The organism is Cupriavidus sp. 01L46, from assembly GCF_056399905.1.
This window is the reverse complement of record NZ_JBFTSF010000043.1, coordinates 1-20,277: the sequence shown is the minus strand read 5'-3', so window position 1 is coordinate 20,277 and position 20,277 is coordinate 1. Positions and strand designations below refer to the sequence as shown.

At 67.6% G+C, this 20,277-nt stretch carries 16 protein-coding genes; 9 read left to right on the top strand and 7 right to left on the bottom strand.

The window, feature by feature from the left end; genetic code table 11:
• The first annotated feature begins 56 nt into the window (after positions 1-56).
• From AC1DS3_RS10350 to AC1DS3_RS10315, 8 genes are all read left to right on the top strand, one after another.
• Entirely contained in the window at positions 57-614 is a 558-nt protein-coding gene (locus tag AC1DS3_RS10350; RefSeq protein WP_441636104.1) for a penicillin-binding protein activator LpoB, read from the top strand.
• 13 nt (positions 615-627) lie between these two features.
• A complete protein-coding gene (locus AC1DS3_RS10345; RefSeq protein WP_441636102.1) occupies positions 628-2,073 on the top strand; it encodes a PelD GGDEF domain-containing protein in 1,446 nt (481 codons plus the stop codon).
• Positions 2,066-3,052, top strand: coding sequence for a tetratricopeptide repeat protein (locus tag AC1DS3_RS10340; protein ID WP_477127116.1), 987 nt, complete (start codon positions 2,066-2,068; stop codon positions 3,050-3,052). The genes AC1DS3_RS10345 and AC1DS3_RS10340 overlap by 8 nt, the downstream gene beginning before the upstream one ends.
• Positions 3,049-4,650: a GT4 family glycosyltransferase PelF gene (pelF, locus tag AC1DS3_RS10335; RefSeq protein WP_477127115.1), complete on the top strand. Its 1,602-nt coding sequence runs from the start codon at positions 3,049-3,051 to the stop codon at positions 4,648-4,650. The genes AC1DS3_RS10340 and pelF overlap by 4 nt, the downstream gene beginning before the upstream one ends.
• Before the next feature lies 1 nt (position 4,651).
• Positions 4,652-6,022 carry an exopolysaccharide Pel transporter PelG gene (gene pelG, locus AC1DS3_RS10330; protein ID WP_477127114.1) on the top strand — a complete coding sequence of 457 codons (1,371 nt, stop codon included), beginning with the start codon at positions 4,652-4,654 and terminating at the stop codon, positions 6,020-6,022.
• Positions 6,023-6,223: 201 nt separating this feature from the next.
• A complete protein-coding gene (locus AC1DS3_RS10325) occupies positions 6,224-6,997 on the top strand; it encodes a response regulator transcription factor (RefSeq protein WP_477127113.1) in 774 nt (257 codons plus the stop codon).
• A gap of 97 nt (positions 6,998-7,094) precedes the next feature.
• A complete protein-coding gene (locus AC1DS3_RS10320) occupies positions 7,095-8,744 on the top strand; it encodes a FecR domain-containing protein (protein WP_477127112.1) in 1,650 nt (549 codons plus the stop codon).
• 52 nt (positions 8,745-8,796) lie between these two features.
• Complete coding sequence (locus tag AC1DS3_RS10315; RefSeq protein WP_477127118.1) at positions 8,797-11,142, top strand: CHASE2 domain-containing protein; 2,346 nt, start codon at positions 8,797-8,799, stop codon at positions 11,140-11,142.
• Positions 11,143-11,157: 15 nt separating this feature from the next.
• Here AC1DS3_RS10315 and AC1DS3_RS10310 read toward each other — a convergent pair whose 3' ends face one another.
• Positions 11,158-11,370: a hypothetical protein gene (locus AC1DS3_RS10310; RefSeq protein WP_441636090.1), complete on the bottom strand. Its 213-nt coding sequence runs from the start codon at positions 11,368-11,370 to the stop codon at positions 11,158-11,160.
• Between the two features lie 229 nt (positions 11,371-11,599).
• Here AC1DS3_RS10310 and AC1DS3_RS10305 point away from each other — a divergent pair, with 229 nt between their 5' ends.
• Positions 11,600-12,577: a helix-turn-helix domain-containing protein gene (locus tag AC1DS3_RS10305; RefSeq protein WP_477127111.1), complete on the top strand. Its 978-nt coding sequence runs from the start codon at positions 11,600-11,602 to the stop codon at positions 12,575-12,577.
• Positions 12,578-12,743: 166 nt separating this feature from the next.
• Here AC1DS3_RS10305 and tssE read toward each other — a convergent pair whose 3' ends face one another.
• From tssE to tssK, 6 genes are all read right to left on the bottom strand, one after another.
• Complete coding sequence (gene tssE / locus AC1DS3_RS10300; RefSeq protein ID WP_441636086.1) at positions 12,744-13,178, bottom strand: type VI secretion system baseplate subunit TssE; 435 nt, start codon at positions 13,176-13,178, stop codon at positions 12,744-12,746.
• A complete protein-coding gene (tssH, locus tag AC1DS3_RS10295; RefSeq protein ID WP_441636084.1) occupies positions 13,175-15,898 on the bottom strand; it encodes a type VI secretion system ATPase TssH in 2,724 nt (907 codons plus the stop codon). The genes tssE and tssH overlap by 4 nt, the downstream gene beginning before the upstream one ends.
• Positions 15,899-15,998: 100 nt before the next feature.
• On the bottom strand, positions 15,999-16,484 hold the full coding sequence (locus AC1DS3_RS10290) for an Hcp family type VI secretion system effector (protein ID WP_441636082.1): 486 nt from the start codon (positions 16,482-16,484) through the stop codon (positions 15,999-16,001).
• A 15-nt stretch (positions 16,485-16,499) separates the two neighbouring features.
• Positions 16,500-18,215 (bottom strand): OmpA family protein, encoded by a 1,716-nt coding sequence (locus tag AC1DS3_RS10285; RefSeq protein WP_441636080.1) that lies wholly within the window; start codon positions 18,213-18,215, stop codon positions 16,500-16,502.
• Positions 18,216-18,225: 10 nt separating this feature from the next.
• The gene (locus AC1DS3_RS10280) at positions 18,226-18,879 is read right to left on the bottom strand and encodes a DotU/TssL family secretion system protein (protein ID WP_441636078.1); all 654 of its coding nucleotides are present in this window, start codon (positions 18,877-18,879) and stop codon (positions 18,226-18,228) included.
• Positions 18,876-20,222: a type VI secretion system baseplate subunit TssK gene (gene tssK / locus AC1DS3_RS10275; protein WP_441636076.1), complete on the bottom strand. Its 1,347-nt coding sequence runs from the start codon at positions 20,220-20,222 to the stop codon at positions 18,876-18,878. Before tssK ends, AC1DS3_RS10280 begins: the two co-directional genes overlap by 4 nt.
• Positions 20,223-20,277: the final 55 nt, after the last annotated feature.

The following is a 20,277-nucleotide window of genomic DNA, read 5'->3' as shown; positions in this document are numbered from 1 at the left end:
TCGGGCGGGCACGCCAGTGCCGGTTCACTGTACGCAATCGAGAAGGGGAGAGAGTCATGGAAACAACTAGCAGGAAGCAGTACCGCACGGCACGACTGCTGGGCTGGTGCGGTGCGCTGGGCGCAGCCCTTTGGCTGGCCGGATGCGCGGTGATCGATGTGGGCCGCGCACCCGCGCTGCCCGCCGGCGAATCGCTGGCGGTCCTGCCCATCGTCAACTACACGGAGACGCCGCAGGCGGGTTTGCGCGCCGAGGCCATCGCGGAAAGCCTGCTGAAGACCGGCGGCATTGCCAACGTCAAGCGCTATCCGGCCAACCTGAACCCGGAAACGCTGTTCGAGCCGGCGGAGCGCGAGTCGGTGGGCAAGGCGCTTGAGTGGGCACGTACCCAGAAGATGCGCTACGCCCTCACCGGCGCGGTGCAGGAATGGCGCTACAAGGTCGGCGTGGATGGCGAACCCGCCGTGGGCATCTCCCTGCAACTGCTGGACGTGAGCACCGGCGAAGTGGTGTGGTCCGCCACCGGTAGCGACAGCGGCTGGAGCCGTGAGTCGCTGTCCGGTACCGCGCAAAAGTTGCTGCGCCGCCTGCTGGCGCCGCTGCGCCAGGGTTGAACCGCGGGAGAGCATGATCGTGGCCAAGACAGCCGACAAGATGCGGGAAGGACAGGGCATTGGCGCGGGCGGCCGCTATTTGCGGTTGCTTGCGCCCGCCACGAGCGGACCGGTCTCTGTGGTCGAGCTGGTGGTGACGATGGCGCTGGCGATGGGACTGGGATACCTGCTCCTGCCCAACAACCCCCTGCTGCTGGGCCTGGGCTTTCCCTGGGCATGGCTGCTGCCGGTCATCCTGGCGCTGCGCTACGGCACGCTGATTGGCGTGGGCAGCGTGCTGATGATGCTGGGCGGCTGGTTCTTCTTCCACCAGATCGGTGCGCAGCCGGGTGAATTCCCGCGCCTGTTCTTCCTGGGCGGGCTGCTCATGGTGCTGGTTGCCGGGCAGTTCGGCGATGTCTGGGGCACGAGGCTGGCGCGCGCGCGCGCCGTCAACCGCTACCTGGAAGAGCGCCTTGCGGCCCTGACCAAGAACCACTACCTGCTGCGCGTGTCCCATGCGCGGCTGGAGAACGACCTGCTGGCCAAGCCCACCACGCTGCGCGACACGCTGTCGCAAATGCGGGCGGTGACGCTGGAAGACGCCGCGCCGGGCGGCGTGCTGGTGGGCGCGCGCCCCATGCTGCAAGTGGTGGCGCAGGCGTGCCAGCTCGAAGCGGCAGCGCTCTATGCTGTCGATGGCGAGACGGTATCCGTCACGGCGTCGGCGCAGATCGGCCCGGCATTCGCGTTCGATCCGGACGACGTGCTGGTGCGCCACTGCCTGGAGACGGGCCAGCTGGCGCACCTGCAGGCCGACGGATTGTCGCGCCAGTCGCCGGACCATCCGCAGACCCGCTACGTGGCGGTGGCGCCGGTGCTGTCCGGGGCCGACAAGCTGGTGGGCCTGCTGGTAGTCGAGCGCATGCCGTTCCTGTCGCTCAGCTACGAGAACCTCCAGTTGCTGATGGTGCTGATGGGCTACTACGCCGATGGCGTCGAGCACGCCGTGTCCACGCGTGCCATCGCGGCCGCGATTCCCGGCTGCCCTTACGACTTCGCCCTGGACTACGCCCGCCTGTCCCGCCTGCGCCGCGACAGCGGCATCGACAGCACGATCGTGGCGCTGGTGTTTGATCTCGACGAATCGCGCGATGCGCTGTTCGACCAGGTCATCCGTAGCCGCCGCGCGCTCGACGTGGCCTGGCCGCTGACCAGCGCGCACCAGCGTGCCCTGCTTACCTTGATGCCGCTGTCGGGCAACGAGGCGGCCTCGGCCTACCTGGTGCGTATCGAAGACATGCTGCGAGCCCAGTTCGGCACCGATTTCGAAGCGGCGCGCATTGGCGTGCATACGCTGGCCGTGCCTGCCAACGCGCCGGTGGAGCCGTTGATCCGCCTGCTGCATCGCTGCCATGTGGATGTCCAGCCGGCGCCGGTACCGGTGCCGGTGGCACTTGGCGAGGCTGGCCGTGGGTAAGCTAGGCATCGGCGGCATCGCCGCGCAAATCGCCGCCCTGGCGCTGCTGGCTCGGGCCGGTAACAGCACCGCGTTGCTGCTGACCTTCCTGATGATGCAGGGGCTCGCCGCGGCGATGATCGCGATGGTGCTGTGGCGCCTGCTGCCCCGGCGCTTTCGCGTGCCGTTCGCGTGGAGCTATGGCTACCTGTTCGCATTCTGCTTCCTGGTGCCGCTGGCCGGCGGCATGGTCTGCGTCGGCAGCCTGCTGATCGCGCGCCTCTTCCCGGGGCGCCGTCCCACGGCCGGCATTGGCCTGGTCGGGCTGCCGGTGTTCGTCACCCACCTGATCTCGCGCGTGACCCACGGCGGCGGCGCGCGCCTGCGCGCCCAGCTGGGCAACACGCGCGCGCCGTTGCCCGAGCGCATGACCGCGCTGGTGGCCATGCAGTCGATGCCGGCGCGCACCTCCAGCCCGGTGCTGCGCGACCTGCTGGCCGACAGCGCCGACGACGTGCGCCTGCTGGCCTACGGCATGCTGGACGGCGCGGAGAAGCAACTGACGCAGAAAATCCTTGTCGAGCTGCCGCGCCTGGAAGCCGCGCAGGACGATCGCGAGCGTGGCGAGATCCACAAGCGCCTGGCCGACCTGTACTGGGAACTGATCTACCAGAACCTGGTGCAAGGCGACGTCTATCGCTACACCGCGGACCAGGTGGAGCGCCACGCGCGCGCCGCGCTGGAGGTCGACGCCGACCAGGCCGGCTTGTGGTACATGCGTGGCCGCCTGGCCCTGACCCGCGACGAGCCCGCGCAAGCGCGCGGGTGGCTGGAGCAGGCCGAGGCGCTTGGCTTCGCGCGCGAGCGCACGCTGYCGCTGCTGGCCGAAGCCGCCTATCTGGAGCGCGACTACGCCGCCGTGCGCACCATCTTGCTGTCATTCGACAGCCCATCGCCGCTGCCACTGGTACGGCCCCTGCTGCGTTACTGGCAATCATGAGCGATACCCCTTTGCCCCGCGCCGACTCGGCCGATGTGGCCCTGCTGCTGGAGGGCACCTTTCCGTATGTGAGCGGCGGGGTGTCGAGCTGGGTCAACCAGATGATCCGGGCATTTCCGGAGGTCCGCTTCGCCATCGTCTTCATCGGCAGCCGCCGCGAAGATTACGGCAACATGGTCTACGCGCTGCCCGACAACGTCGTGCACCTGGAAACGCATTTTCTCTACGATTTCCCGCCGCCGCCGTTGGTGCATGGCAGCGACGGCGACCCCGTCACCTTCGCCGCCTCGGCGCAGTTGCACGAGGTGCTGCGCCAGCCTGGCCGCGAGCAGGAAGCCGGCGAGCTGATCCGCGAGCTGATGCCCGAGCTGACCGATGGCGGCAGCTTGTCGGAAGACGCGTTCCTCTACAGCCGCAACGCGTGGCGGACCATCACCGAGCAGTACCGCCAGTACTGCACGGACCCGTCCTTCACCGATTACTTCTGGACCGTGCGCATCATGCACAAGCCCCTGTGGCAGCTCGCGCGCATTGCCGAGGGGCTGATCCCGGCCCAGGTCTACCACACGGTGTCCACCGGCTATGCCGGCTTCCTCGGCGCCATGCTGCACTACCGCACGGGACGCCCCTTGCTGGTGTCCGAGCATGGCATCTATACCAAGGAACGCAAGATCGACCTGTTCCAGAGCCAGTGGATCCGCGACAACCGCAACGTGTTCGAGCGCGACATCTCGCAGATCAGCTATTTCCGCGAGCTGTGGGTGCGCTTCTTTGAAACGCTGGGCCGCGTCTGCTATGACGCCGGCGACACCATCGTCGCGCTCTACGAAGGCAACCGCCTGCGCCAGGTCACGGACGGTGCCCGCGCCGAGCGGACCCGCAATATTCCCAACGGCATCAACCTGCCGCGGCTGGCCGCGCTGCGCGCGCTGCGCGCACCCGGCGTGCCGCCGGTGCTGTGCCTGATCGGCCGCGTGGTGCCGATCAAGGATATCAAGACCTTTATCCGCGCCATGCTGACCGTGGTGCGGCAATACCCCGATGCCCAAGGCTGGATCGCCGGCCCGGAGGACGAAGATCCGGAATACGCGCGGGAATGCCGCAGCCTGGCCGAAAGCCTGGGCCTCGCCGACAAGGTGAAGTTCCTGGGCTTCCAGCGCATCGATGAACTGCTGCCCAAGGTGGGCGTGCTGGTGCTCAGCTCCATCAGCGAGGCATTGCCGCTGGTGGTGCTGGAAGGCTTTGCCGCCGGCGTGCCGTGCGTGACCACCGATGTCGGCTCGTGCCGGCAACTGATCTTCGGCCTGCCCGGCGAGGATGCGGCGCTGGGCKCGGCGGGCGACGTGGTGCGCATTGCCGACCCGGCCGCGCTGGCCGAGAAGGCGATCGGCCTGCTAGGTTCGCCCGATGCATGGCATGCCGCGCAGCAGGCGGGCATCCGGCGCGTGGAGCGGTATTACACGCAGGAGATGATGGTGGGTAGCTACCGTGATCTCTACACGCGCCTGATGGCGCAGCCTCGGGTGGAATCGTCCCCAGGCGGATCTCCCGCCAGGGCGGCGCAGGCCGCGGGCTGCCCTATGAAGGGAGGTCGCTGAGATGGCGGGGATTGGATTCGAACTTCGCAAGATGCTGCGGCGGGACAACCTGTCGGGCATGCTCGGCGCGTACGCCTATGCCGGCATCATCAGCTCCGGGCCGTGGATCCTGTCGATCGTCGGCATCTTGCTGATCGGTGTGCTCAGCCTGCCGTTCGTGGTACCGGGCAGTCTGGTGACGCAGTTCCAGGTTTCGGTGACCTACCTGATTGCCGTCAGCCTGATCCTGACCGGGCCGATGCAGCTGRCCTTTACCCGCTTTACTTCGGACCGCCTGTTCGAGAAGCGTGATGGCCTGGTGCTGTCCAACTACCACGCGGTGGCCCTGCTGGTCACGGTGCTGTCGGGCGCCATCGRCATCGGCTGCGCGCTCTTTGCGTTCCCGGAGCAGTCGGTGCTGTACCGGTTGCTGATGACAGCGGGCTTCGCGGTCATGAGCAATATCTGGATCGCGGTGATTTTCCTCACGGGCATGAAGCAGTACAAGGCCATCGTCTGGACTTTCCTGCTGGGTTATACGCTGACGGTGGTGGCGGCGCTGGCGTTGCGCAACCATGGCCTGGAGGGCCTGCTGCTGGGGTTTGTCGCCGGCCAGCTGTGCTTGCTGAGCGCCATGGTGGTGCTGATCTACCGCAACTACACCAGCCAGCGGTTCATGTCGTTCGAGGTCTTCCAGCGGCGCTATGCCTATCCGAGCCTGATGCTGATCGGGCTGCTGTACAACCTCGGCATCTGGCTCGACAAGTTCATGTTCTGGTACTCGCCGTCCACGGGGCAGCAGGTCATCGGGCCGCTGCACGCGTCGATCATCTACGACATCCCGGTGTTCCTGGCCTACCTGGCAATCATCCCGGGCATGGCGGTGTTCCTGGTGCGCATCGAGACCGACTTCGTCGAGTACTACGACGCCTTCTACAACGCGGTGCGCGGCGGCAGCTCGCTCGAGCATATCGAGGATATGCGCAACACCATGGTGCAGACGATCCGCCTGGGACTGTACGAGATCGTCAAGGTGCAGGCCATTGCGGCGCTGGTGCTGTTTGTCATGGGCAGGTTTGTGCTGGCGGCGCTCGGCATTTCGGAGCTCTACCTGCCGCTGCTGTATGTGGACGTGATCGGCGCCAGCCTGCAGGTGGTGCTGCTGGGGGTGCTCAATATCTACTTCTACCTCGACCGCCGGCGTGAAGTGCTGCTGCTCAGCGGCTTGTTCGTGATCCTCAACCTGGCGTTCACCGCCGTGACGCTGCAACTGGGGCCGGCCTGGTATGGCTACGGCTTCGCGGTATCGTTGCTGATCGTGGTGGCCCTGGCGATCTACCTGCTGGACCGCAAGCTGGACCGCCTCGAGTACGAAACCTATATGCTGCAGTAAAGGCGTGCGCGCCGGCTTTTGCGCCGGCGCGCTGCAATACCCTCCCGCGCCGTCCTTGGCGTGGCGACGCCGGATTCTGTACCATTCCGCTTTGCGCACCTGGCGCCCGGCCTGTCCGGGTTATTTCGCGTTGCCTTTGCGGCGGCGCAGGAAGCGCGCGGTGGCATCTGGAAGAGAAGACGTGGCAAGCAAGAGGTAAGTATGAGAATCGCTTCGGTGGAAGACGACAAGAGCCAGTCCGAGCTGATCCAGCAGATCCTGGTCTCGGCGGGCCATGAGTGCGAGTGCTTCGCCAGTGGCAGCACGTTCCTGCGGGCCCTGCGCGAGCAAGCGTTCGACCTGCTGGTGGTGGACTGGCAACTGCCCGATACCAGCGGCTTTGAGGTGGTGACCTGGGTGCGCCAGAACTCCGGTCGCAATCCCCCCATCCYGTTCCTGACCAGCCGCTCGCAGGAAGAAGACATTGTCGCCGGGCTGGGCGCGGGCGCCGACGACTACATGATCAAGCCGATCCGCCGCGCCGAACTGGTGGCGCGCGTATCCGCGCTGCTGCGCCGCACGTATCCGCAGGCGCAGCAGGACAGCGCGCTGATCCGTGTGGGCAACTACGCTGTCGATCCGCAGGCCCGCACCGTGACCTGCGCAGAGACCCGGGTGGACGTGTCGCCGCGCGAGTTCGACCTGGCGTTGTTCCTGTTCCGCAACCTGGGGCGCCTGGTGTCGCGCGAGGTGGTCGAGCAAGCCGTGTGGGGCCGCACCATCGGCGTTGGCTCGCGCACGCTCGATACCCATATCTCGCGGCTGCGGATCAAGCTGGCACTGCGGCCCGAGAACGGTGTGCGCCTGACTTCCGTGTATGCGCACGGTTACCGCTTCGAAGCCGCGGGTGACGGGGATATGCAGGGCCAGCAGGATTCGCAAGATTCACAGGATCTGCAGGATCAGCCGGGTTTGCAGGACAAGAAGGAAGACTGAGTTTATGAAGCGGTTCGACATGGCGGCAGGCAGGAAGGCAGGCGCTGGAGCGCACTCGCGCGCGGCATGCACGAGGGGCGCGAGGGGTGCGATCGGTGTGGCCGGCACGATCGGCATGGCCGGATTGGTTGGCGTGCTGGGTGCCGCATGGTCACCAAGTGCCGCGGCGCAGGCTGCAGGCGCCGAGGGCGCCAACTTTATCTACCAGGTGCGCCCGGGCGACACGCTGATTGKCGTGGCGGACCGCTTCATGGCCAATCCCACCGGCTGGCGCGAACTGCAGGCACTGAACAAGGTGGCCGATCCCTACCGGCTGCCGCCCGGCATGCGCCTGCGCATCCCGCTGGCGCGCATCCCGGTGACCGAAGGCACCGCTCGCGTGGTCTTCGTGACGGGGCCGGCGAGCGCCGATGGCCGCGCGTTGCAGGCTGGCATGGAGCTGCGCGAAGGCGCCCGCATCGAAACCGGCGCCGGCGGCACCGTCACCATGGAACTGGGTGATGGCTCACGCGTGACGTTGCCGCCGGCGACAGCCATGGAAGTCAAGCGGCTGCGCGCGTTCGCCCGCACGGGCCTGACCGATGCCGTGATCGGCATCGGCCAGGGCGAGGTGGAGTCGCGCGTGGCACCGCGCGGCACCGGCGTGGGGCGGTTCGAGATCCGTACCCCATCGCTGGTGACCGGTGTGCGCGGCACGCGCTTTCGCGTGGGCACCGAGGACGGCGCCAGCCAGAGCGCCGTGCTCGAAGGCCAGGTGCAGGCCCGCTCGCGCCGCGGCCAGCAAGCGCTAGTGCATGCCGGCTACGGCGTCAGCGTATCGGCTGCGGGCGCCCTGGCGCGGCCCGCCGCGCTGCTGCCGGCGCCGGCGCTGGTGCCGCTGCCCCAGCCGTTGCTGGCAAGCCATGCCACCGTGAGCTGGGGGGCGGTTGCACGGGCCGCCAGCTACCGCGTGGTGGTCTCGCGCGATGCCGCCCAGACGGAGTTGCTGTCCTCCCAGGCCGTGGATGGCACGCAGGCCGCGCTGCAAGACCTGCCCGAGGGCCAGCTCTACGTGGGCGTGAGCGCGCTCGATGCCCGGCACCTTGGCGGCGCGGGCGCGGTAATGCCGTTCGTGGTGCGCCTGAATCCGCCCGCGCCCTTTACGCTGGCGCCCGAGCGCGATGGCACCGCCTACGGCGAGACGGCGCTGTTCACCTGGGCCGAAGTCGCAACCGCGGCGCAATATGAATGCGAAGTGGCGGCCAACGCGGACTTCACGCAAGGCGTCATGCAAGTGCGCGGCACGGCGCCCTTGGCCAGCCAGGCGCTTGCGCCCGGCCGCTGGTGGTGGCGTGTGCGCTCGGTTGACGCCGGCGGCCAGCCGGGCCCCTGGAGCGAGCCGGCGGCGTTCGCGCTGGAGCCGTCGCCACCGCAGCCGCGCCTGGAGGACGATGGCGGCGACGCCTTGCGGATCGCATGGCCGGCTGCCGGTGGAGCCAGCGCCAATGGCGCGGCGCAAGCCTACCGCGTGCAGATGGCATCCGACGCCGCCTTTACGCAGATCGTGGCCGACGTCGGCACCGAGACCAATGCGGCCCGCCTGCCGCGGCCCGGCAGCGGCACGTATTTTGTGCGGGTGGCCCGTCAGGACCCAGCCCGCGAGCCGCATTTTTCAGCGCCCCAGCGCATCGAGGTGGTGCAGTACGTCCGCGATTCGCAGGGCCAGCCCGTGAGCGCCGGCTCACGCTGGCTCAATCGTGCCAACTAGCCTGGCGCAGCTCGCCGCGCGCGCTCGCTCGCTGGGCCGGGTGCCCGGACGCATGATGGCCGGCTACCAGCGCCGTACGCTGGTCGAATGGGGCCTGTTGACGGCCGCCGTGCTGGCGCTGGTGGCAGCGTGCGCCGTGCTGGGTTGGAGCGAGCGCGCCGACAAGGCGGTCTACGACCTGGCGGTCGCGGCCCAGCATCACGCGCCCGGCGACGAGATCGTGATCGTCRCCATCGACGACCCCAGCATCTCCGCCATTGGCCGCTGGCCCTGGCGCCGCCGGGTGCTGGCCGACCTGATCGATCGCATTGCCGCCGACGCGCCTCGCGTGATCGGGGTCGACGTGATTCTCTCCGAGCCGGACGCCTTGCATCCCGAGGACGACCGCGCGCTGGCAGCCAGCATGGCGCGCGCCGGCAACGTCGTGCTGCCCGCGCTGGCCGAAGCGGGGCGGGGCGGCTTGCTGGTGCGCTATCCGCTGACGGGCCTGGGCAGCGAGGTGGGGCACATCAATATCGCGGTGGACCTCGACGGCATTGCCCGCCAGGTGTTCCTGCAGGAAGGGCTGCCGGGCCGCCAGCTCAACCATTTCTCGGCTGCGATGGTCGGCTTCGGCAAGCCGCCGCGGCCGGTGTCCGCCTACCGTCACGACGGTCCCGCGGATGACAGCGGCGTCGACGGCTGGACCCGGGACTACCGGTTGCGCATTCCCTTTGCCGGGCCGCCGGGGACGTTCCGGCAGGTCTCGGTACTCGATGTGCTGGGTGGCACGTTGCCGCGCGACTTCTTCCGCGGCAAGTCCGTGCTGGTAGGCGCCAYGGCGAGCGGGCTGGGCGACGTGTTCCCCACGCCGGTATCGCGCAACGGCCACGGCATGAGCGGCGTGGAAATCATCGCCAACGCCATGCAGACGCTGCAGCGCGACACGGGCATCGTCACCCTGCCGGCGCCCTGGTTCTGGCTGTGCACGTTGCTGCCGGTGTTGCTGGCGAGCCTGGCCTCGCTGATGCTGACGCCGCGCAATGCGCTGCTGGTCACCATGGTGCTGCTGGCGGGCACGCTGGCGGCCAGCCTGCTGCTGGTGGCGTCTGGCCACTTCTGGTTCGCGCCGGCCAGCGCGGTGCTGGGTTGCAGCCTGCTCTACCCGCTGTGGAGCTGGCGGCGCCAGGAAGCCGCGCTGCAGTTTCTCACCGACGAGCTCGCACAGCTCGAGCAAGAGCCCGGCCTGCTGGCCATGCCCGCCGGCGAGGGCGAATCGGGCCGCAACCTCGATACCCGCATGCGCGCGGTCTACCGCATGACCACGCGACTGCGGGACTTGCGGCAATTCCTGGCGGACGGCCTCGAAGGCCTGCCCGAAGCCACCGTGATCTGCGATCCCGGCGGCCGCGTGCTGCTTGCCAATCGGCGCGGCCTGCTGCTGGCGCCACGCACGCTCGGGTCGCTGGGCGACATGAACGCACCGCCCCCCGGCATTCGTGAACTGATCAACGAAGTATTCGTCCAGCCCAAGGCCGGGCTGGACTATTGGGACCAGTTGCGCAGCGTCTATGCCAAGGGCGAGGCCGACGCCGCGCACCCGGTGCAGGCACCGCCCGGGGTGGAGCTCGAAGCGCGCGACGAACACCCGATGCTGCTGCGCGGCGCGCCGCTGCGCAGCGACACCGGCGGTGTCGCCGGCCTCATCGTCAGCGTCATCGATATCACCCAGGTGCGCATGGCCGAGCGGCGCCGCGAGGAGTCCCTGCGCTTTATCTCGCACGACATGCGGTCCCCGCAGTCCTCCATCCTTGCCCTGATCGACCTGCAGAACGAGCCCGGCCGGGCGCTGCCGGAGGCAGCCCTGCTGGCCCGCATCGGCGAGCACGCCAACCGCACGCTGGAACTCGCGGACGACTTTATCCGGCTGGCCCGTGCGGAAGCGACGCACCTTAACTTCATCGAGGTCGACCTGGCCGGCGTGGTGCTGGACGCCACCGACGAGTTATGGGCGCTGGCCAGCGCCGCACGGATCGAACTKAAGGTGGACGTCGACGTGGACGAGGAGCAGTCRCAGTTCCTGGCCGAGCCGGTGCTGCTGGTGCGGGCGATTGCCAACCTGGTGAGCAATGCCATCAAGTTCAGTCCGCCGCAAACGACCGTGAGCGTGCGCCTGTATCGCGTGCCGCAAGGGCTGGCGATCGATGTGGCGGACCAGGGCCGGGGCATCGCCGAGGAAGACCAGGGCCGCCTGTTCCAGCCCTTCTCGCGCCTGCGCGACACTGAGCAGGATGCGCCCGCCGGCAGCGGGTTGGGGCTGGTGTTCGTCAAGACCGTGGTGGAGCGTCATGGCGGAGAAATCAAGCTGACCAGCGCCGCGGGTGCCGGCGCCACCTTCACGATCTTCCTGCCCTGCTGATCCGCTCGCTGGCGCTTAGCGCGATGCGCGCGTGGCCGCTGGCTGTCCAGCCTGGCCCGCGGTAGTGACGGTGGCCGTGGCGCGGCTGTCCATCTGGCGGACCTTGCGCGCCGCGCGCTGCTCGTTGTCATCCTGCAGCGTCACGCACAGCACGGTGATGAGCGCGAACGCCACCATGCAAAGCGCGATGTAGCCCAGCAGTCTGTACCGTTCGGATCGCGATCCCATATTTAAGCCAGCTATGAATAGCGCAGCATTCTAGGGCGAGACCGCGTCGGCTACTGTCAACAAATGCAAGGACGCTCACCCAGGGGCCGCCGGGCGTGCTGCGCCGCGCATCGACGCTGGCCAGGCCCGGCGATACAATCACCGCGCAGTGCCTGCACCAGAGCCCTTGCGCGCCGGGTCACGCCCACCCGCCGCCGATGGTGTCAAACGCCCCAACACGCTGCCACCGATGCACAGCAACATCGAGCCCCTCGACACAGGCGCCAGCGGGCGCCCGTTACGTCACTTGGTCGCCACCGAGGCCGCCATGGCGGCGGCGGGCCTGGACGGCTGGCAGCAACGCTACCAGCAGCTCACGCCCGGGCATTTTCTTGCGCAAGTGCAGCAGGCTACCTATGGCGACGTCCACGTCTTCCGCGAACGCACCAACCAGGCGTTGCTGGAGGAAGGCGAGGCACGGCACGGCTATCTTTCCATCGCATTGCCCCACCGCGAGTGCGCCGATGGCTGGTTCTCCGGCTACCGGATGAGCGGCGACACCGTGCTGCGCGCCGGCAACGGCCAGCCGCTGGCCATGCGCACCCCGCCGTCGCTGGACCTGCTCGGCGTGACGTTGCCGCTGCCCGCGCTGCAACGCGTGATGGAGCKCGAGGGGGTTCCGGAGTTGATCGCGCGCTTGCAGCCGGCCACGGAGGTGCGGCGCGCCGCGTCCGATGATTTCCGGGCGGCGATGCTGGCGGTGCTGGCTGCCTCAGCCATGCAGGGCGAAGTATTCAACCAGCGCTTTGTCGAGCGCGCCATGCGCGATGCGTTGCTGATGGCGGTGGTGTCCACGCTGACGCATGRCATTGGGGATGTCCTGCTGCCTACACCGCCTGCGCGGCGGCGGCTGGTCGCACAGGCATATGAGATGGTGCGCGCTGCGCCCGAGGCGCCCTGGAGTGTTCTGGCTCTGTGTGAACGGCTTGGGGTTTCAAGGCGGACGCTGCAATACAGTTTCAATGAAGTTACCGGGTTGGCGCCGTTGGAATTTGTTCGGGCTTTGCGGATGAATGGGGTGAGGCAAGCGTTGGGTGGACGGCAGGCGCAGGAGCCGGTGGGCGTGGTGGCGGCACGGTGGGGGTTCAATCATCTGCCGCGGTTCGCGGCGCAGTATCGGGCGTTTTTTGGCGAGTTGCCGTCGGCAACCGCGGGTAGGGGGAGGTGAGTTGCTGACAGGGTTGAGGGGGGCGGAACTGGAACTGGAATTGAAACTGGACTGGGCCGGAACCGCACGATGCCATCGGTCCTGGTGCGATTGCCTTTGACGGCCGTCATGTTCGTGGCCACGATTCCATGACAGGCCGCGATGGCTCGGCCACTCGCTTGGTCACTCACTCACGGTCACGYTCGGCTTTCAGCAGCTTGAGGCGCGTCTGTCCATCGGGCGTGAAATGGGTGCCGAATCGCACCAGCCCGGCCTGATGCAGCTGACAACTCATGGTAAAGCTGAGCAACATGCCCGGTTCGGTTTCTTCGATCGCAATGTCGATGGATTTCAGTCTCGGCTCATAGCGCAGCAGCGTCGTTTCGATTTCGCGCTTAAGCGTGTGCGCCGACGCGGGTAGATGCCGGTAGATCCTGGACAGGTCGCCAAGCCCATAATCCGGCAGATGCGCCAGGCTGCCGCGACGGCTATTGAGGATGCGCTGGATGTTGTCCCGCACGGACAGGAACGTCTGCGTCGCCGCATCGAAATCATCCACGGCCACGCCATTCGCAAAGTATCCCGTCACCGCTTCAAAGAGGCCCGGCCCGCTCCGTGTCACGCGCCGGCCCCGCTTGTCGTTGCCGTCTCTTCAAAGTCCAGGCCGATACCATCGTCCTCGGTGAATGACAGGTGAATCGATGCCGGCGCTTGCTGGTCAGACATGCGCACCAGCAGCTCACGCGACAGTACCGGCAGGATCTGCTGATCGAGCAGCGTGTCGATATTGCGGGCGCCGGAATCGGGCAGCAGGCAGGCCCGCACCAGCTCGGCCACCAGCGTGTCTCCGCACCGCAGCGGCACGCCAAAGCGGCGCGCGATGCGCTCAGCCACCTTGCCGAGCTTCATCCGCACGATCAGTGCCATGGCGTCGGCTGACAGCGGGCGGTAGACAATGGTCTGGAAGCGTGCCAGCAGCGCCGGCTGGAAGTGATCGACCAGCGTCGGGCGGATCGCTTCCATCAGCGTGCCGGTGGCAAGTTCGGTGCCGGCCGTGACGGCGGCGTCGGCGGCCGCCAGAATCTGCTCGCTGCCGAGATTCGAGGTCATCAGGATGACGGTATTGCGGAAGTCGATCACCCGGCCTTCGCCGTCGCGCATGAAGCCGCGATCGAAGACCTGGTAGAACAAGTTCAGTACGTCGCGGTGCGCCTTCTCGACCTCGTCGAGCAGGATGACGCTGTAGGGCCGCTGGCGGACCGCTTCGGTCAGGACGCCACCTTCCCCGTAGCCGACATACCCCGGCGGCGAACCTTTCAACTGCGAGACGGTGTGGGCTTCCTGGTATTCGGACAGGTTGATGGTGACAAATGAACGCTCGCCGCCAAACATCAGGTCGGCCAACGCGCGCGCCGTTTCGGTCTTGCCCACGCCCGAAGGCCCCACCAGCAGGAACACGCCCAGCGGCGCATCCTCGGATTTGAGTCCCGCCTTGGCGGCTCGCAAGCTCTTGCCGAGCGCGGCTAGCGCCTCGTCCTGGCCGACCACGACGTGCCCCAAACGCCGCTCCAGCGCCAGCAACGTGGCCAGCTCGCTGGACAGCAGGCTGTCGACCGGAACCCCCGTCCAGTCGGCAATCACCTGTGCAATGGCAGTCTCGTCCACTTCCGCGTGGATCAGCGCGGCTTGGCCGTGCCTGGCCAGCATCTCGTGCGCGGCCTGGATCGACGGTGTCAGCTCCCGCCGTGCCGACTCGTCGGCGGCGGCTTGCCATTGCGCACGCAACGCGATCAGTGTCTCGGCAGCCCCCTTCTGTTCGGCAAAGGTGCACTCAAACTGTTCGAGCTCGATGGCGAGTGCTGCCAGCCGGGCATCGATGGCCGCCAGTCGCTTGCCGACATCCGCGCCGATGGCCCCTTGGTCCTGCAGCAGGGCAGCCCGCTCGACCTCCAGCGCCGCGCGTTCCGCCTCGCAGGAGGAGATGGCGACCGGTGTGGCCTCCAGGCTCATGCGCACGCGGGCAGCGGCGGTGTCGAGCAGATCGACGGCCTTGTCCGGCAGTTGGCGTCCGGTCAGATAGCGGCGCGACAGCCGCACGGCGGCGGCGATGGCGGCGTCGGTGATGTGTACGCCATGGTGCTGCGCATACCGCGCCTTCAGGCCGCGCAGCATCAGGCAGGCGCCGTCGTCATCGGGCTCGTCGACCTTCACCATCTGGAAGCGCCGCTCCAGCGCGGCGTCGCGCTCGAAGTACTGCTTGTACTCGGACCACGTCGTCGCCGCGATCGTGCGCAGTTCGCCGCGCGCCAGGGCGGGCTTGAGCAGGTTGGCGGCATCGGCGCCGCCTGCGGTGTTGCCCGCACCGATCAGCGTGTGGGCTTCATCAATGAAAAGCAGCACCGGTGTTGGCGATTGCTGCACGGCCTCGATCACGTTCTTGAGGCGTTGCTCGAATTCGCCCTTGACGCCGGCGCCTGCCTGCAGAAGGCCCAGGTCCAGCGTCAGCACGCTGACGTTCTGTATGACCGCCGGGACATTGCCTTGCGCGATCTTGAGCGCAAGGCCTTCGACCAGCGCCGTCTTGCCCACGCCAGGCTCGCCAACCAGGATCGGGTTGTTCTTGCGCCGCCGCGCCAGGATGTCGACCATCTGGCGAATCTCGACGTCGCGGCCAAAAACGGGATCGATCTTGCCGTCGCGGGCCTTCTGGGTGACGTCAGTCGTGAAGCGGGCCAGCGCCGATGTATCGGCCTGACCGGGCATTGGCCGGGTTGGGGCGGGCGTGGCGGGAGTGGCGGGCGCTGACGACAACGGGGCGGGAGCCGGTCCGGCCGGCTCGCCAGCGCCGCGAGCGGCTGCCTCGGTCGAGATCTTGTCGAGTTCGTGCATCAGCCGCTCGATCTGGACGGCGGATACGCTCAACAGCGGCCAGGCGCCGGGCGCCCGCAGCAAGTGCGGTGTTTCGGCCAGTGCGGCCAGCAGGTGTGCGGAGCGGATTGACGTGGATTGTCCGGGCGTCGCGGCTTCCAGTGATGCGCGCATCCATGCGGCCTCCAGCCACTGGCCGAGGCGTTGCGACAGCCCAGGCTTGCCCCGCAGGTCATGCGGCAGGCGCTCGATGGCGGCGAGCAGCCCGTTCCAGATGCCGTCCACATCGAGTTCATAGCGTCGCAGGATCGCCAGCAGATCGCCGTCGCCCAGCTCCAGCAGCTTGATCAGCCAGTGTTCGACCTCGATGTCCCGGTGGGCGCGTGTTTCGCAGAGGCTGGCGGCGTCGGCCAGGGCACGGGCGCAATGGTCGTTGAGACGACGCAGAAACGCAGAGAGGTCGCGGGCGGTCATGGAGGAGAAGAGGGACGCGGGGTGAAGGAGGGAGTGCGCGGCCCCTACACCGGGTCCGCGCGAGATGGCAGGCCGGCGGCGGACGCCGGCCGGGCACGTATTACGAGCGCTCGTTCCAGCTGTCGGTGTGGATGATGTTGCCGTCCTTGTACGACCAGGTGATCTTTTCGTAGCGCAGCTCGATGTCTTCGAGGTGGTTGTGCTTCTCGAAGGCCGGGTTCTTGATGTCCAGCATCTTCGGCGTGACGCCAACCACCTTCACGTTCTCGAGCTTGGTGTTGAAGTATTCCTTTTCCTTGCCGGCGTCGTCGATCTTGTACCACTTGATCTCGACCGACTTCAGGGTCTGGCCACTGGTGACCGCCTTGTACAGGTACGGCGTCGAGGCATCGGTTTCCTTGGTGAACACCACCGGCCTGTGCACGCGCGTGCCGGTCAGCTTGCCGGTATTGGAATCCGTCGGAATACTGACGCCGTGATCGAAGGCGACCACCTCGACGCTGCCCTCGCGGCTATTGACCGTGACCGAGCCCTTGATATCGGCGCCGCCATCGTCCTTGATCCACATGTATGCGGGAATTGCCATTGCTTCTTTCTCCTTCTACTGGAATGAACAGGCCGGATGGCCCAAAGTTGTCCGGTTGCCGCGATCACCGTCGCGACAATCGGGGACGAGCGTGATCTCGACACGTCGGTTGGCGGCGCGCCCCGCTTCGGTGTCGTTGGCGGCTTTGGGACGGGTATCGCCATAGCCTTGAATCGCAAACCGGGTCGGCGGCAAGCCTGCCGCGTCGGCCAGCCAGTCGCGCACTGACGCCGCGCGGGCCTCGGAGAGCTTGAGGTTGCTGCGAGGGTTGCCGGCGGTATCGGTGTGCCCGGCCACCAGCACGCGCTTGTACGGGTGGGCCTTGATCATCTCCAGCGCGCCGATCAGCACGCGATTCGAGCCGGGGTTGAGCGCCGCGCTGCCGCTCTTGAAGAGCGACAGGCTGTCCAGTTCGATGGTTGACGGCGGCGGTGGCGGCGGTTGATACGCGGCGATCAGGGCATCGAGCGGCGTCAGCAAGCCGGCGCCACGATAGAAGCCCAGGCCAAGGCGCACCGGTACGCCGAAGCGTGCGTATTGAGCGAGTTCGTCGCGATCGCGCTTGATGGCCTGCAGCGCATCGACACGGGCGGCGTCATGCTCTGGTCCAATGGCGCGATAGCGCGCCATATCCCCCACGACGCGCGCAACCAGCGCACGGTTCTGCCAGGCGGAAGCCGCCGCGGCGGCGCAGAAAGCCAGCGCGAGCCAGGCAAAGGCGTGGGCAAGGGCGCGCGGTAGCGCTCGCCGCACGGGCTGCAGGGCGATGCCCCGGATCAGGGGATCCGGCAGCGGGTAGCGTGCACGGCGGCCGTCCTTGGCGATGCGGGTAAGCGCGGTCGCTTGCTCGATGAAGCGGGCATACAACGAATCCGTGGCGGGGATGCCCTCGGTGGCGGTCACGCCGAACGCTGCGACGTGCACCTGACGGCTGCCGCGTTGGTTATCGAGCAGCGCAGGGAGCAAGGCGCCGCAGGCCCAGCGCGCCAGGGCATCGAGCCGTGCGGCGCGGTGCATGCGGGCCTCGCGATCGGCGGGCAGCGCGGCCTGCCCATACTGCAGGACGAGCGCGGCAATCTGGGCAGGCAGCGTAGCGCCTTGCAGCACCTTGGTGCCGCAGACGCCGAACCACGGACTATCCTCCGGGGCGCCGTGGCTTCGGGTGGCTTCTTCCACGTACACGGCGACGCAGACCGGCAGGCCGTAGCCAACCCCACGGCTGGCCTCGCCAATGGCCGAGCGCCAACGCCGAAGCCCGGCGTTCAGCGCGGCCGCATCACGGGCCTGGTCGGCGCCAATCAGGTAGGCGACGGCATCCGGGCCCTGCCCCGCGCGCCAGCGCTTGAGCGCGTCAGCCACGTGTGCCAGCCGGGCCGGGTCGTCGACGCGCACCCAGATCGCAGCGTCCGTGATCCGGACCAGATCCTTGCCGAATGCCAGCGGCGGGGCGCCCGATGCGTCCCCGATGGCCAATACCAGCGGTGTATTGCGCCGGATACCACGGGGCAGCCCATCCAGCGACGCATCGATGGCTTGCAGCACCGGCTGCGAAGCGCTCTGCCGTGCGCGCACCCGCCGCGTGGCAACAAGGATCGCCAGAAGCGCCAGCCCGATCGTGAAGGCAGCGAGCAGCAGGTTCCACGTCGCCGGCCATGGCGAGCTGAGCGCCAGCCAGGCCAGCGTGAGCGCTGCGATCCAGCCGAAGAGTGTGCGGTAGGGGTAGCCGGTCACAAATGCCCTTTCAGCCCGCGAGYGGCGTGATCGCTGCGGCTAGCCACCGGTCCAGCGCGAGGTAGACGAGGCCCGCGCCGGCGCAAGAGATCGTGATCCAGGCGAGCGGCGACAGATGAGCGCACCATCGACGCGCCTTGCCGTCTGTGACCAGCACCGGGCCGTCCGACTTGCGCCATCCGGCACGATCCAGGCGTTCATCGATGGCCTGCATCAGCGCGATACGTTCGCTGGCGCCATCCAGCGCGAACTTGCCCTGGAACCCCAGCCCCAATGTCGCGTAGAAAACGGTGAGCAGCGGCAGCACGGGCTTTGCCTCGCCCAGACGCCGCTCGATGCGAGCGATCAGCGCTTGCCCGGCATCGTGGCTCTGGAACTCCCGCACCTGCAGGGGCTCGCGTTCCCATGCGACGCGATCGTCGTCGGGCAGCCTGCCCAACGCGACTTCGTCGAGCAACGCGCATTGGGCATAGACGGCGTCCTCCACGACGTCGGCCGGCTGGCCGGCCGCCGAGAGCTCCTCACGCAGGCGAGACACCTGCTCCAGGCACATTGCCTGGAAGGCTTTGAACCCCATGGGTTTCGTATCGTCAGCGAGTCCAGTGACGGTCAGGGCCGTATCGCGCAAGGCGAGCGGCAGCATCGAGGTGGAGAGGGTTGTCATGCCGGCAATACCGCGAAGAGTTCAAGTGATACGTCCGGCAGCGAAGCGGGAACGTAGAACTGGCAGGCCCGCGCAGCCAGCATGCGCTTGAATGCGGGGTGCGCGCTGTCGAGCGCGAAATACTGGTTCTCGATGCGCACGGGGATCGCCGCGGGAAGGCGCGACATCGTCCGCAGCGGGATGCCGGGCAGCGCGGAATTGACGATCTGCTCGACTTCGTCCGGCGCACCAGCTTTACACAGGCGCGGCAACTGTTCGAGCAGCGCGTGGGCGGGGACGCCCGCCTGGACGGACAGGTAGTACTCGGCGCCTTCGACCAGGCGCTCGTCGAGGATCTTGCCGACCCAGACGGTGGGCCGCAAGCGTTCCAGCGCCACCGGTACCACCCGTGACGGGATCACTGTGTCGAGGAGGGTGCGAATCAGCGACTCCAGTTCCGCGAACACGGGCTCCGGTGCGAGGTGGTCGTAAGGCGGGATGGCCTGCAAGGTCTCCTTGGTGGAAAACGTCAGCAGCGACCCGGCCAGACGCGCGAGGATGCCATAGAGCCGCTCTGGATGCTGCTGTGGCACGGCGCACAGGCGAGCCAGCTCCGGCCAGGTACTGTTGACGCTGTGCAGCAGCCAGAACAACGCCACATCGGCAACCGCGAAATCGGCAATCTGGTCGGATCGCTCGCGACGGCGCACGGACAGGCTCGCGCTCTTGGCGCTCAGTATTTCGGAGAGCCGCTTCATGCGCTGGGTGAGCCGGTCGCTTGCCGACAGGAAGAGGCAGGGCGGCACAAAGGCCGGATCGGGCTCGAAGCGCCCCTGGGGCGTGCGCACCAGCCGAGCGACCGGGCAGGTCACGTAATCCACGTGCGATTCGAAATCGAACAGCAGTGCCACTGCATGCCGCTCAACGCTGATCTCTTCCTTGCCTTCGCCATGCAGGTCGGCGACTTCCAGATACTCGCGCACGAAGCGGCGCGGCCGGGCGGGCCGTTCCCCGGCCTCGATGCAGTTGCCGCCTTGCGCATCCATCAGCGGCAGCCCGATCTGCACGACCACGGTGTCGATGTGCGCCGGCACGTCGCCCAGATCGCGTGCGGCGGGCGTGCGGTCCGCGGTGTCGGTGTCGATCACCGTGCCGTCCGGCAGGCGCAGGGCCAGGGAACTTACCACCAGGCGATGAATGGACAAAGCCTGCTGGTCAAGGGCGACGCGAACAGTGCCCCACGGATCGGGGCTGGCAAGGCGCGCGACGCCCTCGTCGGCATACCGGTCCCACAGTGCCTGTTGCTGGAAATGCTGCGGGGTCATGAAAATGCCCTGCGCCCACAGCGGTCTAGTTATCTTCATTGTGATCGGCCGTTACGCGGAAAGGCCCTTTCCGCATGGGAGCGCTGCACGCTGG